We start from the raw sequence: 14,490 nt of genomic DNA, 5'->3' as shown, positions 1-14,490 counted from the left end.
GCGGTTATCGGCGTGAGCGGGTGCATTAAGGGAGCGGCGATATGAACGTCCTGTCTGAACGACGTGCCTTGGTAACGGGCGGTTCGCGGGGGATCGGTGCAGCAATCGTGCGGCGGCTGGCCGCCGACGGGGCCCACGTGGCGTTTACCTATGCTGCTTCGCGGGTCCCCGCCGAGGAGCTGCAGTCGGAAATATCTGGACAGGGCGGCACGGCGGTGCCGATCCATGCCGATAGCGCTGACGCACAGCAGGTCTCGGCAGCGGTCGATGAAACGGTGTCGCAGCTCGGCGGCCTGGACATCCTGGTGAACAACGCCGGACTGACCCACTCAGGCAACGTCGAGTCCTTTCCGCTGGAGGAGTTCGATCGGATGCTGGCGGTCAATGTTCGGGCCGTGTTTGTCGCGACCCGGCATGCGATACCCCATCTCGGAACCGGCGGCCGAATTATCACCACGGGCAGCATTTTTGCCGACCACACACCGCGGCCCGGCAGCGCCGTGTACGCGATGACCAAGGCCGCCGTCGCCGGATTGACCCGTGGGCTGGCCCGCGAACTCGGGCCGCGGGGGATAACTGTCAATGTCATCCAGCCAGGGCCGACAACAACGGATGCGAATCCGGACAGTGGTGAATTCGCCGATGCCATGCGGGAACGCACTGCGGTGGGTCACTACGGGCGCCCGGAGGACATCGCTAGCGCCGTGGCTTACTTGGCAGGTCCGGAAGCCGGTTTCATCACCGGAATCAGTTGGAATGTCGACGGCGGCTTTGCCGCGTGACGGGCGCTGTATCGGCTTGCGGCGCATGTTGTTACGCCAACCGAGGCGGCGGTTCTGCGGCTAATGCTGCTGCGTTCCGGCATCCGTAACGGCCAGGATGGTGTGTGCAACCAGCTCGGGATCGTCAATCGTCGGATTGTGCGGAAGGCGTGGCAGCACGGTGAAGGTCGCGCCGGGTAGCCGGTCGCGGGCGATGGCCCGGCAGAGCTCGACTGGGAGAATCCTGTCCTTTCCGGCCCAGGCGATGGTGATCGGGCACGGCAGCGGGTCCATCTGGGCGACGTGCTCGTCAGCCGGGGCGCGCTGATGAATAGGTCGTTGTCACGCTCGATCGCCAAGATGTCCGTGTGCTTGGTGATCGGCCAGAACGGCCGATACGGTGGATAGTCCACCCACGCAACGGGATCGACTGCCAGCAGCTGCCGTAGCGCGGTATGCAGCCGCTCGTCGTCGGCGTACGCCGACGGGTCAGCCAGTACTCTGGCGGCATCATCCACTGCGGCTGTGTTCATATCGCGACTCCTCGGATTAGTGCAATGGGGAACGGTGGCGATTGGCGATGCGAAATTGACTTTGCGACAAGATAAGTGGACTCACCCCGGCGCCGTACCTCAGAGTCCGATCGGCTCGAGGCGGCCGAGGATCTCCTCGCGCCGTGCCTCGAACTGCTCCGGCAGCTGGAATCGCTTGCCCAGCTCATGCGGCGACTCGTCGCAGTCCCAGCCGCCCTCGTTGTGTGTCACAGCCAGTTCGAAGAGGGCACCGCCGGGCGACCTGACGTAGACCGACTTGAAGTACTTGCGGTCTCGGACTTCGGACATATCTGTATAGCCCGCACCCTCTATCTCGAATTTCAGGTTGTTCTGGTTCTCGAGAGTGTCTGCGTTCCAGGCGAAGTGGTGGATCGTTCCGGCGCCGTACGTCCACGTTCCCGGCTCATCTGTGCGATTGACAACCAGCTCGACCGCGCCGCCGAGGCCGGCCTTGCCGGCTTCCAACGCAAACCGGTCACCTTCGGTCAAGCCTTCGCGAGCACCGAGGTGATTGGCGGCGAACTCGACGGCGGTGTCCGGCCCCGTCAGGTGTACGCCGACGCCATAAATGCCGTGGATGGCGTAATCCTCGGGCACGCCGCTGCCGCCGTAACCACGACGAGGGTCATCGTTGACCTCGACCAGCTGGTACTCGATGCCGCACGGATGCCGGAACAGCACGCGGCGTCGAGCGAACACGGTCGCGTCCCGGACATCCGTGGCCCGTTCGTGCAACCGGTAGGACCAGTAGTTCAGTGAACCCGCAGGAACGGCGAGCAATACCTCACGTGCCTGGTTGGTGCCACGTCGGCCGTAGATCCCGGCCTGGGCAAACGGGAACGTGGTGAGCACCGCGCTCGGGTCGCCGTCAGCGTTGCTGTAGTACAGGTGGTAGATCGGGATCGTCCCGTCGAACAGCACCGTCCGTTTGATCAGCCGCAGCCCGAGCACCTTGACGTGGAAGTCAACGTCCTCCTGGGCTCCGTTCACCGACATGGTGATGTGGTGACTATCGATGATGTACGACATTTCGATCTCTCCTGACTGACGCTGGGAAGCGGAATGGCGTTGAAAACACCATCCGGGTCGTAGTGGTTTTTGGCGGCGTCGAGTCGGATATCGTTCTCGCCGTAGGCATTTGCGATCTGGGCGTGGTCGTCGGGCCCGAGGAGATTTTGGTAGCCGCCGGGAAGTGCGTGCGGCGCCAGGGCGGCCGAGACCGCGTTGGCCCAGGCGCGATGACGGGCGCTGTCCCCGCCTTCCCACCCGGCGACGATCTCGACGACGAAGTGTGGGTCGCGATTCGCGAACGCGGTCTCGCCTGGCGCGACGCGCGTCGATGCGCCGTGAAAGTTGTGGATGGGGATGCCGCTGCGCGGCGAGGTCAGCGTCCGCCCGGCTTCGACGAGCGCCTCGATGACCCCAGGCGCGTACCTCGCGACCGTGCGCGTGCGAATTGCCCAGGACGGTCCACGGACCCCCCACGCGTCGAACAGGCCCAGCACCTCGCCGTAGGTCATGGGCGCGACTTGTGTGGTGAGCGGTGTTCCGAGCGTTGCGAGCTCATCGACGGCGGCTTGGCCGCAACGAAGATCGCCACTGAAGGCCGGCGCAAGATAAACCGCCGGATTGCCGTCCGGGCCGGACATGACTCCGCTTTGCACGGTCAGCTCGTCCGGTGCTGTCGACAACACCTCATCAAGCCCGCGCCACACCGTCGCGGCCTGCGACCACGGAAACACGATCATCCCGCCGATCAACCGGTCGAGAGGATGCAACCGCACCCGCATCGAGGTGACCACGCCGAAGTTGCCACCACCACCGCGCAGCGCCCAGAACAGCTCGGGCTCATGAGTCGCGTCGGCGGTGACGATTCGTCCATCCGCGAGCACGACCTCGGCGCCGAGCAGATTGTCCAAGGCAAGGCCGAACCGTCCGTTGAGCGGTCCGTAGCCCCCGCCCAGCGTCAGGCCGGTCATTCCAACGCAACCGACATTGCCGGTGGCGGCGACCAGCCCGTACGGCGCGGCAGCGTCGACCAATTCAGCCGCTAAGACGCCCCCACCCACCGTGGCGGCCCGCTCCCTGGAGTCGACTGTGACACTTCGCATTCCGGACATGTCGATCACCAGACCGCCGTCGCACACAGCGCGACCAGTCCAGTCGTTGCCGCCGCCGAGCACCGAGAGCCGCATCCCGCGGTCACGCGCCACCCGGATGGCTTCCTGTACGTCACGCGGTGACTCAGCCCGCACGATCAATGACGGACGATGTTGCACCGCCGAATTCCAGATCAACGGCGCACCGTCGGGTACACGCACCTGGGTCGCGTTGATCCGGCACGCCAGGTCGTTGGCTGCCGCGGCTATCACATCGGTTGCAGTCAATTTGTCTCCTATGGGTTGACGACGACGTCCAACAAGAACGTCCGCCCTGACGCGACGGCTTCGAGCGCGCGCTGCAGTGCCGCGCTCAGCTCGTCGGATTTCTGCACGCGTTCACCTGTGCCGCCGTAGGCTTCGGCCTGTTTCACATAGTCGGGCGTGGGTTGAATAACGTTGCCGACAAAGTCTTGTTCGTGGACGGCGGCGCTATCGGGGTAGTACTTGAGAATATTTCTGGTCTGGGATGCGTACTGCCGGTTGTTGCACAGCACGATGAGCAGCGAGGCGCCGTATTCCTGTGCGAATCCCAGGGCGGCCGGAACGGGATTGTAGTGCCACGCCCCGTCACCGAGGATGCACACGACTGGCTGATCCGGGCACGCGAGTTTGACGCCGAGCGCGGTGCCCAGGCCGGTGCCCAGTGCCCCCGCCCAACCGCGATACTGCTCGAAAGGCTTGCGGGCGTAGAGAAATTGAATCATCTGGGGCACTTGGGAGGTGATCTCATCGACACAGATCGCATCCTCGGGCAGTGCGTCGTGCAACGCGTCAAACAAGTCGGCTGCCGATACGAAATCAGTTGCCTGCGATGACAACTGACGAGCCTCTTCGATTCCCTTGGCGCGAACGCCGTGCGTATAACGCGTCCACCGCTCGTCATCTTCAGGCCGTGCAGTCGACCGCGTTCGAAGATTGGCAGCGAGCGCAACCAGATTGAGCGAGAGATCTCCCGCGACCGCCTCGGTAGTGGGGTAGCCCCAGTAGGCGGCCCGCGGACGCAGCGGGTCTTGCTCGAGGTGAATGACGGCGCATCCCGGGCGTAACGCCGCATTTGGCGGGTGCCACGGTCCATTGCAGCCGGCCAAGAGAACGGCGTCGGCTTCGCCCAGCACCGCTTCCACCGGCCCCGCCCCGTACAGCGGATGCGACCGCGGGAAGTTGTGATAGGCGGGATTCCAGAATTCGAAGACCGGCGCCGACAAAGCCTCGGCAATGCTTACCAGGGCGTCGCGTTCGTTGCCGGTTCGCCCGCCGTGCTCGGTGACGATGATCGGATTGGCGGCGCTGGCCAAAATCCGGGCCACCTGGTCAATCTGTTTAGGCGCCGCGACAATGGGTTCCGGGGAAGCCCACGCGGGGATTTCAGGGTGACCCTCGTCCATCAACAACTGAAACGGTATTTCCAGCAATGTTGGGCCCAGCGGAACGGACTCGGCGATGAAGCGGGCGCGCCGGAGTTCATGCACCAGATCGGAGGGCGTGCGCGCTCGCTTCGTCCACTTCACGACGACCTCGGCATTGCGCGCCGGGCCGGCATGGTCGGTCAGCAGCGAGGGCCATTCAGCGCCCGGGTCGCCGTTCGGGTCATCACCATAACTGAGCGTGTCGGGCGACAGCACCGTCATCGGTGTGCGCTCCTGCAGCGCGGTGCTCAGGGCCATCGATGCGTTTTGAACTCCCAGCGAGGTCGGCAAGAAGACAATCTGGGCACGGCCGGTGGCCTTGTAGTACCCCGATGCCAAACCCACCGCCAACAGCTCATGACGGCAACGGAAGTACCGCAGCGTCATTCCAATGCCGCGCCGGACAATGGCCTCCCATAGCGGCGCCATCACGGCGATGGGAGACGCGAAAATGCAGTCCACACCCTGAGATTCCAACTGCGCCAGCAATACTTCTGCGCCGTTCTTGGCGGTACTTGTACCCGTCACACTTGGTGACGTTAAGAAGTGACAGGACCGACTGCGAGCCTGCGCCCACTCAGTGAGCTTTTCTCGCTGATCACCAATTCACGGTGCACGAAGCAGGCCGGCGATGCGGGCGCTGGTTGCTCTGGTGGCAGCCAGCAATCCGAGCGGCGGTCTCGGCCCGGCGATAAGCGCCGACACGGCCGCCACCGCGCCGTTGCCCAGCGGAATCGCTACCGCGACACAACTCAGATCCACAATCACCTCGCCGGCGTCCACTATCGGTGCGGAGCTGCCCAATTCGGTGTGGGCTCGCGCGGCCGCGGTTCTCGGCGGTACCCGGGCGCCAGGCTGGGCGACCACTCCCAGTGGCACCCGAGCGTCCACTGCGTCGAGGTACACCGCCTCGCCGCCGATCATTGCGGACAACTGCACTGCGGCACCGGTGGCGGTTGCAAGTTCGGCGATCGGCCGCCGGACGGCCACCCGCAATCGACGCTCCGGGCTCACCCGGGCGCCCAGCCCCAGCAGGCTCGCGCCGAGCCGATACCGGGTACCTTCGCGACTGACCGCCCCGACTGCGATCAGTTGCATGAGCAGCCGACGCACCGTCTCCCGCGGTATCCCGCTCGCGTTCGCCAAATCCAGCAGCCGCACCGGATCCAACGCAGCCAGGAGATCTAGCAGCTCAAATGCGCTCTCGATGACCCCGCGACCGTCGTTGTTAAGCGAGCCACCCGTCTGGCCCGCACTCCTACCGCTGGCCATGCGATCGCTCATGCGATCCAACTCAGACTGGCCCACCATCGTCCCTTTATGCTCGCTGCTGTTGACACCACAGCACGACGTCGTGCAGTTCAACGCGCGAACACTGCAAACTATGCCACGACAGTCACGGTGCACTCCTATCTGTGAGTGGGTTGAGCCGCCGCAGCTCGACTCTGCCGGCGATGAGGCCCGATGCATGAGTATCGTCGGCCGATCCAGTGCCTACGACGACGTAAGCCGTCACATCATGATCTTCCAGCAGTACTTCCGCGCCCTTCTTCGCCGAATTGGCGCCCCCACGCGCATGACGTTAGGAAGCCACGGGACAGAGGGCGAACCTGCGCCCACTGAGCGGGCTTTACTCGCTGATCACCAATTCACGGTGCACGAAGCAGGCTGGCGATGCGGGCGCCGGTGGCCCTGGTGGCAGCCAGCAGCCCAAACGGAGGGTGCGGCCTCGCGACAAGCACTGACACCGCTGCCGCTGCATTGCCACCCAGCGGAATCGCTACCGCGACACAGCTCACGCCCTCCACCACCCCACCGGCGTCCACTATCGGTGCCCCGCCGCCCAATGCCTTATAGGCCCCCCAGGACACACATTGGGGCGGCACTTGAGCTCCCGGTTCAACCAAAAATTGCACCGGACTCCGACCCTCCACCGCATCCAGGTAAACCGCATTACCACCGATCACTGCAGACAACTGAACCGCGGCACCGGTGGCGGTAGCGAGTTCGGCGATCGGCCGCCGGGCGGCCACCCGCAATCGACGCTCCGGGCTCACCCGTGAACCCAGCCCCAGCAGGCTCGCGCCGAGCCGATACCGGGTACCTTCGCGACTGACCGCCCCGACTGCGATCAGTTGCATGAGCAGCCGACGCACCGTCTCCCGCGGTATCCCGCTCGCGTTCGCCAAATCCAGCAGCCGCACCGGTTCCAACGCAGCCAGGAGATCTAGCAGCTCAAATGCGCTCTCGATGACCCCGCGACCGTCGTTGTTAAGCGAGCCACCCGTCTGGCCCGCACTCCTACCGCTGGCCATGCGATCGGTCATGCGATCCAACTCAGACTGGCCCACCATCGTCCCTTTATGCTCGCTGCTGTTGACACCACAGCACGACGTCGTGCAGTTCAACGCGCGAACACTGCAAACTATGCCGAATATCGAGAACAGACAACTCTGTTCACCGATGATGCCAGCGAAGCTATCCCGGACGCAGATGGGGTCGATCGGCATCGCCTAATCCGTCGCCCGACACCGAGCGCGAGGGTCGAGAGTGTCAGCCGGCCTTGTGCGCCGTCAGCAAGTAGGCCGGCAACTTCACCCGGCCCTTGTCGTCGCGGTCGTGCGACGGAAATTCGGACGTCCCGTCCGCGGCCGGGGGAAAGTTCCCGTGGATGTAGGCGGGCCGGATCTCGTCGATCTCCCAGTACTTGCTCACCGCGGCGCGCAACTCGTCCTCGTCGACCTCGTTCGGTGTGGTTTCCCACTCGGCGGGAAAGGCGCCCTTGGCGAACACCAACACGAAATAACCGGCCCCAGGAGCCGCCGCGCGGTGGATCGAGCTGAGGTAGTCGTCGCGCCCCTCGACAGGCAGCGAATGGAACAGCGCGCTGTCGACCACTGTGGCGAAGCGCTGTTCTGAACCGGGTGGGTAACTGGAGAAGTCGGTGATGTCGGCCCGCGCGAAGGTGGCGGTGGTCAGGCCGCGTTCGGCGGCCGCCTTGGTCGCCGCCGCGACGGCGGTGGGCGTGAGGTCGATGCCGACCACAGTGAAGCCCTGCGCCGCCAGGGCCAGCGGCAATTCGGCGAACCCGCATCCGGCGTCGAGCACGTCGCCGCGAAACTTGCCGGCCGCGATCAGGGCCGCCAACTCCGGTTGCGGCTCACCGATGTTCCACGGGGGCGGACCCTCGAATTCCCCCTGCTCGCGGTAAGCACTGTCCCAGTCCATGATTTCGGATGACACGTTTCTTCTCCTATGTGCATCGATTAGGTGCCGTTATGCAGTTATCTAGTCCCGGGTGTATGCCGTTTCGCTGGTGTCCGTGTTTTCGCAGTCGCGACAGGGCATCTCAGCCCGCGGGCAGTCTTGCGAGATGCGCTTGGCCAGCTTTCGTGATTGTTTAGCTAGGTAGCCAATAAGCGCGGGGCGGCTCAGCAGACCGTGGAAGTAGAGGCCATCGGCGGCAGGTGACGGCGCCAGCATGACCGGTACGCCATCAGGTGTGAGCACCTCCAAGTGTCCGACTAACGGATGCAGGCCCGGCCGATACCCAGTCGCACAGATCATCACGTCGGGCTGGATCCGTACACCGTCCGCCAGCGTCACCTTGGCGCCCTCGAGCTCGCTTACCGCTGCGACCACCTCGACAGATCCGTCGCGCACTGCCTCGACAACCTCGGGGTCAACGATTGTTGGTGCGGCATGCAGCCGGTGGGCCTTCGCGAAGGGGCCCTCATCAGGAACGGGCAGACCGAATTCTTCGAGATCGCCGAACGCGCGGTGGCGGGCGGCGACAGAGATCCGGTCGGCTATCCGCGAGGGCAGGTGGAACAAGGGAATGGATACCACGTCGTTGGGCAGTCCTGCGGGTCCTTTGCGCGGCATGATGTTTGGTGGAGTTCGCAGCGAAAGCCACACTTTGGCCGCTGCGCCTGTGGTCAGGTCGTGTGCGATTTCCATGCCCGACGATCCCGAGCCGACAACGAGCACGCGCTTGTGAGCGTAAGGCGCCGCGTCTCGATAACGGTGTGAATGTAGGAGCTCACCGCTGAAGACGCCGGGCCAGTTTGGGATGAAGGGTGTGTGCTCGTAACCCGTTGCGACCACGACGTATCGGGCGTCGATGTCGCCGGTGGACGTTGTCAGCCGCCATCCCGGGGAATCTCGGTCAATGCGCTCCACCGTGGTGTTGAGGTGTAGTTCGATGCCATCCTCGTGCGCATGCCGGTCCAGGTGGGCGACGACTTGATCACGAGTCGGATAGACCGGAGTGCCTTTCGGGTACGGCCGCCCGGGCAGGTGGGAAAATTGGCGACCGGTGTTGAGTCTGAGTCGGTCATACCGACCGCGCCACGACGCCGCCACCGCATCGGCTCGATCGACGAGCAATGGCCGAATTCCCTTGTCTTTCAAGCTCACCGCGGCAGAAATACCCGCTGGGCCGGCACCGATAATCACCACTTTCCGGTCAGGCATCCGTAGTCACTCCCGCTTGATTGGCACGGCTTCGATGACGGTGGATGCCGAAGTGATCGGATTTGGCGATCCTGATAAGCGGCGCGTGGTGCCTGTACACGCCTATGACGTTAGGAAGCCACGGGACACGCGGCGAAACCTGTGCCCACTGAGTGGGTTTTCCCGCTGATCACTGATTCACGGTGAACCGGTAGTCGGCGTCGGTGTCGCTGGACGAAAGGTCAGGGCGCTCGTCGCGCTGGGGGCCCAGACGGACCGGCATCCGCACGCCGTATAATCAAGCAGCTCAAGGGATTTGAACGCTCAGCGGGACGGCCGCGACCTATGGCTGCGGGGTGACGGCCGATCCGCTACCGGAAGGGCCAGCGATTAGGAAACGTCGCGCAGGCGGGTCTCCACGTCCTTGATTCCCTGGCGCAGGTGCTCGGCTAAGTACCATTCCTCACCGCTATGGGCATCGCGCAATGCGATGTCTACTGCCGACTTGGCGTCCGAGAGATGTCCACGGCGTTCCTCGCCGTGAGTGGTGATGGCATGAAGGACCGCCCTCACGGCCTCCTGACAGGCACTGGCGAAACCGCTGAGATCTGTGACCGACATGCTGACCCCTTACAAGTAGATACAGATACCGGCCGTAGACAGCGGTGCGGTCACGCGATCTGATCGAGCCCTGTGTACGCCTGCTCACGAGATGCCCGCTGTTACACGACTACAAACATTCGCCGGTCAGTTGCCGGCTTCGATTGACGCGACTCTTGCCGCCGCGTCGGGACCGCAGAATCGCTGGAGGTCCACTCCGCCCGCGACGAGAAGGTCGTCAATGCGGCGCTTGAGGTCACCCGAGGAGAGGTGGGCGTACAGGTTTCCACCCGGGCAAGAGGTTTGGGCCAGGTCCCGATGGCCCGCCAGGGTGTCGGTCGAAACGTGAAAAGTCTGAGCCGCCCAGGCGAACGCGCGAGCTGCTGCCTGAAGCTGGGCCTCTGGCACAGCCTCTTGATCGAAGTCTCCTTCGCAAAGCACCAGGAAATGGCCCGTCGTGTCGTAGTCCGTCGCGGTGTCGCCCGCGATCTCAGTGCTGCGCAGTTCGTAGATATTGCCATTGCGGTCGACGCCGACGTGATAGGCGATGTCGATCCATCCGTGCTGGTCCTGGTGGTATCGCTGGTCCTGTCGGAGATGGCTTGGCGCATTACGGTTTTCGCCGAGGACCACGGCCTCGTGGTGCAGAGTCATCCGCGTGATGGTGTGCCGCTTCCCTCCGGAGCGGGCCGGTCGAGCACCCCAGGCGTCGCGGCATAGCAACGGTGCCGAAGTCGCAGCGGTCAGGCTTGCGCTGATTGTCGTCGTCGCGGGAGGGGCCGCAACCGTGGGTGGCTTCGGGCGGGTCTCAGATGCCGAGGCAGAGTCCATTCGCGTCGCGCTGGAGCAGCCGCCGACCAGGGACGCCACACCGGCGCTGCCCAGCACCAGCAGCTGACGGCGGCTGACCGCAGCTGGCGGGCCGCACGCTGGTTCACACACGGTCCTCACGATACGGGCGTGGCACCGGCCCGCAGGACGTCTTCATTCAGGTTCCGCCCAGGGCGTGCCGCACGTGTCCGCGGGCCCGGTCGAGCCGGGCCGCGGCCTCTGTCGCATCGACGCCCGCGAGCAGCGCCACGATCGCGGTCTTGGCGTGACCGCCCGCGGCGGCGAGCGCGGCGGTCGCGGTCTCCTCGTCGACGCCGGCCGCGTCGCGGACGATCCGCACCACCCGGCGGCGCACCTTCGCGTTGGTGGCGCGCACGTCGACCATCCGCGGTCCATATGCCTTACCGAGGGCGATCATCACGCTCGTCGATACCGCGTTGAGCACCACTTTTTGCGCCGTACCCGCGGTCAGCCGGGTGGAGCCGGCCAGCACCTCGGGCCCGGTCAGCAGCTCGATCACCACGTCGGCTGACGCCTCGCTGCCCGGGTTGTTGACGACTGCAACGGTCAGGGCACCCGCCCGGCGCGCGTACTCGAGCGCGCCGAGCGCGTATGGCGTGCGGCCCGATGCGGTGATCCCGACGAGCGCGTCGGCGGCGGTCAGGTCGGCGAGATCGGTTGGGACAAAGGCGTCTTCGGCGCCCTCGATGGCCTCGGTCAACGCCCCCGGTCCGCCGGCGATTACGCCGCGCACCAGGTCGGTGCCGAAAGTCGGTCCGCACTCGGCCGCGTCGAGCACCCCGAGCCGACCGGGTGTACCGGCACCGGCGTAGATCAGGCGACCGCCGCGGTCGAGCCGCGCAGCGATCGCCTCGGCGGCTTCCGCAATCCGCGGGATCGCCGCGGCCACCGCGCCGTGTGCTTCGGCCTCGGCGGCAACGAGCAGCGCGACGACCTCGGCGATGGGACGGGCGTCAAGGTCGTAAAGGTCTGGCCGGGCGGCCTCGGTGGCGAGCGCGTCGAGCCCATGCGGGACAACAGCTTTCGGGTCCGCCTGCACGCGAATCACATAGGGCTCGTGGATCGCTTGTAGCCGCAGCGCGCCGTCCAGCGCGTCGCCGGCGGCGGGGATGAGGTCGAGCTGCGCGCGCAGCGCCTGGACTCCCGCCAGTCCGCCGACCATCGCCACCGGGCCATCCCCGGCCGCGCGGGCGGTCGCGGCGAGCGCTTCGGCGGCGGCGCTGATGATCACCCGCGCCGCGGCGTCACCCTGCGCGGCGAGGACGTCGGGTGCGAAGGACGCGAGCGCGGCGGCGCCGGTGAGTTGCGCGGGCCAGGTCTGCGGCGTGCCGAAGCGGGTGCGGGCGGCGTCGAGCAGCGCGGTGGACGGCCCGCGGCCGTCGTGGGCGCGCAGCGCCGCGCGCAACCCTGCGGCGCCGATCCACGCGCCGCCGCCCTCGTCACCCAGCCAGGGACCCCAGCCGTCGGCGGTGCGAAGTGCACCGTTCGCGTCGATGCCGAGCGCGGCGACGCCGGTGCCCACGATCAGCACGACGCCCGGATGTCCGCCCAGTGCGCCAGCCTGCGCGGTTACGGCGTCGCTGGTCACCGCCGCTCGCTCCGTCCGCAGCGATGCCAGCAGCGCCTGGGCCAGCGCGCGCGCCGCGTCCGGCGCCGCCAGCGCCCCGGCGGCACCCACGATCACCTCGTCGACCGGGCCGAGATCTCGCGTTAAATCGTTGGACACGGCCAGGATCGCCGCCTCCGCGGCCCGCGCGCCGCCAGGCGTCGCGAGCCCTGGCGCGCCCGCACCCTCGGCCCTGCGGCTTCCTGCCGCAGCGCGGCAGGACGTCTTGCCGAGGTCGACGGCGAGGATCAACGCGCCCACCCTTTCACGAGAGTCCGGAATTCGCTTCAATTGCAACGGGTTTCGAGCTCAACACGGCGGAATCATCGCAGCTTCTGCGCGAACTCGATGATGTTGCCGTCCGGGTCGGCGATATGCAGCGTCCTTTCCCGCCATGGTCGATCCACCGGTCCGCTGAGGATCTGAACACCGAGCCCGCGTAACCGTTCCGCTTCCGCATCTACGTCATCGATCAGGAAGCCGATCTCACCGCAGGGCGGGTTGCCGCCTTCGCGACCGATGAGCTCCGGCAGTTTCGAGCGTTCGAAAAGCGAGAACTTGGTGTTCTCCATTTCGAACTCGACATAGCCGTCGCCCTCGATTCGCACTCGGAGCCCGATCACGTCGCGGTAAAACGCCACCGCTCGGCTGAGCGACTCGACATATTGAATGACGTAGTCCACACGACGCATGAAGGAACCGTAACGGTTTTCGGGGGTGCTTCCCGGTTTATCTGCAGCCTGCTTCGAGCGATAGCCACCGCCGGTTGCCGATCGTCAAGCGCGCCTTAATATGGCGGACCCGGGCGTATGGTTCGACCATGAACGTCCCGCCGGACATTCACTACGCCAAGAGCGGTGGCCTCAACATCGCGTTCTCGGTGACTGGAGAGGGGCCCGACCTCGTTGTCGCGCCCGGCTTCATCTCGCACCTCGACATCATGTGGCAGGAGCCGTCGGTCGTTCACTTCTACTCGCGGCTCGCGTCGTTTCGTCGCGTCGTCACCTTTGACAAGCGGGGCACCGGCCTCTCGGATCCGGTGATGCACGCGCCGACGCTGGAAGAGTCCGTCGATGACCTGCGCGCCGTCATGGACGCGGCCGGATGCCATCGAGCCGACCTGGTGGGCGTTTCGGAGGGTGGCACGATGGCGATGCTGACGGCGGCCGGCCATCCCGGCCGCGTGAATGCGCTCGTCCTCTACGGCACGTTCTCCCGCCTGCTTCGAGCAACTGACTACCCGCTCGGGGTCACCGAGGAGCAGCTCTCAGCATTGGTCGGGGTGAGCACCAGCGGCTGGGGTGAGGGCGTCGGACTGGGTGCATGGGCTCCGAGCCGGCGCGACGATGTCGATTTCCGGCGGTGGTGGGCGCGGCTGCAGCGGGTGGCCGCCAGCCCGGGCATGGTGCGCAATATCTTTGCGCTCTATCCGCAGCTGGACATCCGCGACGTGCTGCCCGCGATCCAGGTGCCGACGCTGGTGCTCCACCGCCGCGATGATCGGATGGTGAAGCTCGAGATGGGCCGCTACCTCGCCGAGTGCATCCCCGGGGCCAAGTTCGTCGAGGTCGACGGCGTCGACCACTTGTTCTTCACCGGCGACGCCGATGCCGTGCTCGATGAGATCGAGGAGTTCCTCACCGGCGTCCGGCCGCTGCCCGCGGCCGACCGCGTCCTGGCGACGGTGCTGTTCACCGACATCGTCGACTCGACGAAGCGCGCGGTCGAGCTTGGCGACCAGCGGTGGAAGGAGTTGCTCGGCCGGCACGACGCCCAGGTACGGCACCAGCTGGAACGCTTCCGGGGCCGTGAGGTCAACACGACAGGCGACGGCTTCCTCGCCCGGCTCGGCCGCTGCTGCCACCCGCGCGGCGATATGGACGGCGATGCCGCTGATGTCGTCGTCGCGCAGCTCGACCTCGCCGGTGTGTACGCCCGCCCTTACCTCGAGGCCAAGGCTGCGCAGCACGTCGCGGATCGCCATGGCACACCGGATCGCGCGGGCGGGTCCGTCGAACCGGGCGAGGAAGCCGTCGCCTGTCGTGTTGACCTCACGGCCCCGGAAGCGTTCCAGCTGGTGCCGTACCTGGGCGT

General features: G+C 65.9%; 14 protein-coding genes and 4 pseudogenes. 3 read left to right on the top strand and 15 right to left on the bottom strand.

The window, feature by feature from the left end:
- Positions 1 to 41: 41 nt before the first annotated feature.
- Positions 42 to 782 carry a 3-oxoacyl-ACP reductase family protein gene (locus A5625_RS00990; protein ID WP_066988520.1) on the top strand — a complete coding sequence of 247 codons (741 nt, stop codon included), beginning with the start codon at positions 42 to 44 and terminating at the stop codon, positions 780 to 782.
- A gap of 60 nt (positions 783 to 842) precedes the next feature.
- On the opposite strand, the gene A5625_RS28840 is transcribed toward A5625_RS00990, so the two are convergent.
- The 11 genes and pseudogenes from A5625_RS28840 to A5625_RS00940 all read right to left on the bottom strand — a co-directional run bounded on the left by A5625_RS28840 (position 843) and on the right by A5625_RS00940 (position 10,592).
- On the bottom strand, positions 843 to 1,055 hold the full coding sequence (locus tag A5625_RS28840) for an alpha/beta fold hydrolase (RefSeq protein ID WP_066988519.1): 213 nt from the start codon (positions 1,053 to 1,055) through the stop codon (positions 843 to 845).
- Positions 1,056 to 1,075: 20 nt separating this feature from the next.
- A pseudogene (locus A5625_RS29810) lies at positions 1,076 to 1,294 on the bottom strand (cytochrome P450); the annotation flags it as partial.
- Between the two features lie 99 nt (positions 1,295 to 1,393).
- Positions 1,394 to 2,344 carry a VOC family protein gene (locus tag A5625_RS00980; protein WP_066988538.1) on the bottom strand — a complete coding sequence of 317 codons (951 nt, stop codon included), beginning with the start codon at positions 2,342 to 2,344 and terminating at the stop codon, positions 1,394 to 1,396.
- Entirely contained in the window at positions 2,302 to 3,702 is a 1,401-nt protein-coding gene (locus tag A5625_RS00975; RefSeq protein WP_082984184.1) for an FAD-binding oxidoreductase, read from the bottom strand. Before A5625_RS00975 ends, A5625_RS00980 begins: the two co-directional genes overlap by 43 nt.
- Positions 3,703 to 3,710: 8 nt before the next feature.
- Positions 3,711 to 5,411: a thiamine pyrophosphate-dependent enzyme gene (locus tag A5625_RS00970; RefSeq protein WP_082984183.1), complete on the bottom strand. Its 1,701-nt coding sequence runs from the start codon at positions 5,409 to 5,411 to the stop codon at positions 3,711 to 3,713.
- Positions 5,412 to 5,489: 78 nt separating this feature from the next.
- Positions 5,490 to 6,167 carry a helix-turn-helix domain-containing protein gene (locus A5625_RS00965; RefSeq protein ID WP_197515904.1) on the bottom strand — a complete coding sequence of 226 codons (678 nt, stop codon included), beginning with the start codon at positions 6,165 to 6,167 and terminating at the stop codon, positions 5,490 to 5,492.
- Between the two features lie 365 nt (positions 6,168 to 6,532).
- On the bottom strand, positions 6,533 to 7,210 hold the full coding sequence (locus A5625_RS00960) for a helix-turn-helix domain-containing protein (protein WP_197515903.1): 678 nt from the start codon (positions 7,208 to 7,210) through the stop codon (positions 6,533 to 6,535).
- A gap of 226 nt (positions 7,211 to 7,436) precedes the next feature.
- Positions 7,437 to 8,126, bottom strand: coding sequence for a class I SAM-dependent methyltransferase (locus A5625_RS00955; RefSeq protein ID WP_066988514.1), 690 nt, complete (start codon positions 8,124 to 8,126; stop codon positions 7,437 to 7,439).
- A 45-nt stretch (positions 8,127 to 8,171) separates the two neighbouring features.
- Positions 8,172 to 9,359, bottom strand: coding sequence for an NAD(P)/FAD-dependent oxidoreductase (locus A5625_RS00950; protein WP_066988513.1), 1,188 nt, complete (start codon positions 9,357 to 9,359; stop codon positions 8,172 to 8,174).
- Between the two features lie 369 nt (positions 9,360 to 9,728).
- Positions 9,729 to 9,959, bottom strand: coding sequence for a hypothetical protein (locus A5625_RS00945; RefSeq protein WP_066988512.1), 231 nt, complete (start codon positions 9,957 to 9,959; stop codon positions 9,729 to 9,731).
- A 126-nt stretch (positions 9,960 to 10,085) separates the two neighbouring features.
- Complete coding sequence (locus A5625_RS00940; protein ID WP_232003311.1) at positions 10,086 to 10,592, bottom strand: peptidoglycan recognition family protein; 507 nt, start codon at positions 10,590 to 10,592, stop codon at positions 10,086 to 10,088.
- Positions 10,593 to 10,596: 4 nt separating this feature from the next.
- On the opposite strand from A5625_RS00940, the gene A5625_RS29805 reads away from it, so the two are divergent.
- On the top strand, positions 10,597 to 10,836 hold the full coding sequence (locus A5625_RS29805) for a hypothetical protein (RefSeq protein WP_066988511.1): 240 nt from the start codon (positions 10,597 to 10,599) through the stop codon (positions 10,834 to 10,836).
- Between the two features lie 90 nt (positions 10,837 to 10,926).
- On the opposite strand, the gene murQ is transcribed toward A5625_RS29805, so the two are convergent.
- The 3 genes and pseudogenes from murQ to A5625_RS00925 all read right to left on the bottom strand — a co-directional run bounded on the left by murQ (position 10,927) and on the right by A5625_RS00925 (position 13,088).
- Entirely contained in the window at positions 10,927 to 11,829 is a 903-nt protein-coding gene (murQ, locus tag A5625_RS30590; protein WP_066988536.1) for an N-acetylmuramic acid 6-phosphate etherase, read from the bottom strand.
- Positions 11,830 to 11,910: 81 nt separating this feature from the next.
- Positions 11,911 to 12,657 (bottom strand): annotated as a pseudogene (locus A5625_RS30585) (BadF/BadG/BcrA/BcrD ATPase family protein); the annotation flags it as partial.
- Between the two features lie 62 nt (positions 12,658 to 12,719).
- A complete protein-coding gene (locus tag A5625_RS00925) occupies positions 12,720 to 13,088 on the bottom strand; it encodes a VOC family protein (RefSeq protein ID WP_066988510.1) in 369 nt (122 codons plus the stop codon).
- Positions 13,089 to 13,216: 128 nt separating this feature from the next.
- On the opposite strand from A5625_RS00925, the pseudogene A5625_RS29795 reads away from it, so the two are divergent.
- Positions 13,217 to 13,957 (top strand): annotated as a pseudogene (locus A5625_RS29795) (alpha/beta fold hydrolase); the annotation flags it as partial.
- A 264-nt stretch (positions 13,958 to 14,221) separates the two neighbouring features.
- Here the strand turns inward: A5625_RS29795 and A5625_RS29790 are convergent.
- Positions 14,222 to 14,490, bottom strand: a pseudogene (locus A5625_RS29790) (hydrolase); the annotation flags it as partial.

It is taken from the genome of Mycobacterium sp. 1465703.0 (assembly GCF_001672975.1).
In the GTDB taxonomy this organism is placed as follows: Bacteria; Actinomycetota; Actinomycetes; order Mycobacteriales; family Mycobacteriaceae; genus Mycobacterium.
This window is presented reverse-complemented; position numbering and strand designations above follow the sequence as displayed.

Coding starts and splice junctions, on each gene's coding strand:
- A5625_RS00990 (WP_066988520.1), top strand. CDS start 42: ATGAACGTCCTGTCTGAACGACGTGCCTTGGTAACGGGCGGTTCGCGG.
- A5625_RS28840 (WP_066988519.1), bottom strand. CDS start 1,055: ATGGACCCGCTGCCGTGCCCGATCACCATCGCCTGGGCCGGAAAGGAC.
- A5625_RS00980 (WP_066988538.1), bottom strand. CDS start 2,344: ATGTCGTACATCATCGATAGTCACCACATCACCATGTCGGTGAACGGA.
- A5625_RS00965 (WP_197515904.1), bottom strand. CDS start 6,167: ATGAGCGATCGCATGGCCAGCGGTAGGAGTGCGGGCCAGACGGGTGGC.
- A5625_RS00960 (WP_197515903.1), bottom strand. CDS start 7,210: ATGACCGATCGCATGGCCAGCGGTAGGAGTGCGGGCCAGACGGGTGGC.
- A5625_RS00950 (WP_066988513.1), bottom strand. CDS start 9,359: ATGCCTGACCGGAAAGTGGTGATTATCGGTGCCGGCCCAGCGGGTATT.
- A5625_RS00945 (WP_066988512.1), bottom strand. CDS start 9,959: ATGTCGGTCACAGATCTCAGCGGTTTCGCCAGTGCCTGTCAGGAGGCC.
- A5625_RS00940 (WP_232003311.1), bottom strand. CDS start 10,592: ATGACTCTGCACCACGAGGCCGTGGTCCTCGGCGAAAACCGTAATGCG.
- A5625_RS00925 (WP_066988510.1), bottom strand. CDS start 13,088: ATGCGTCGTGTGGACTACGTCATTCAATATGTCGAGTCGCTCAGCCGA.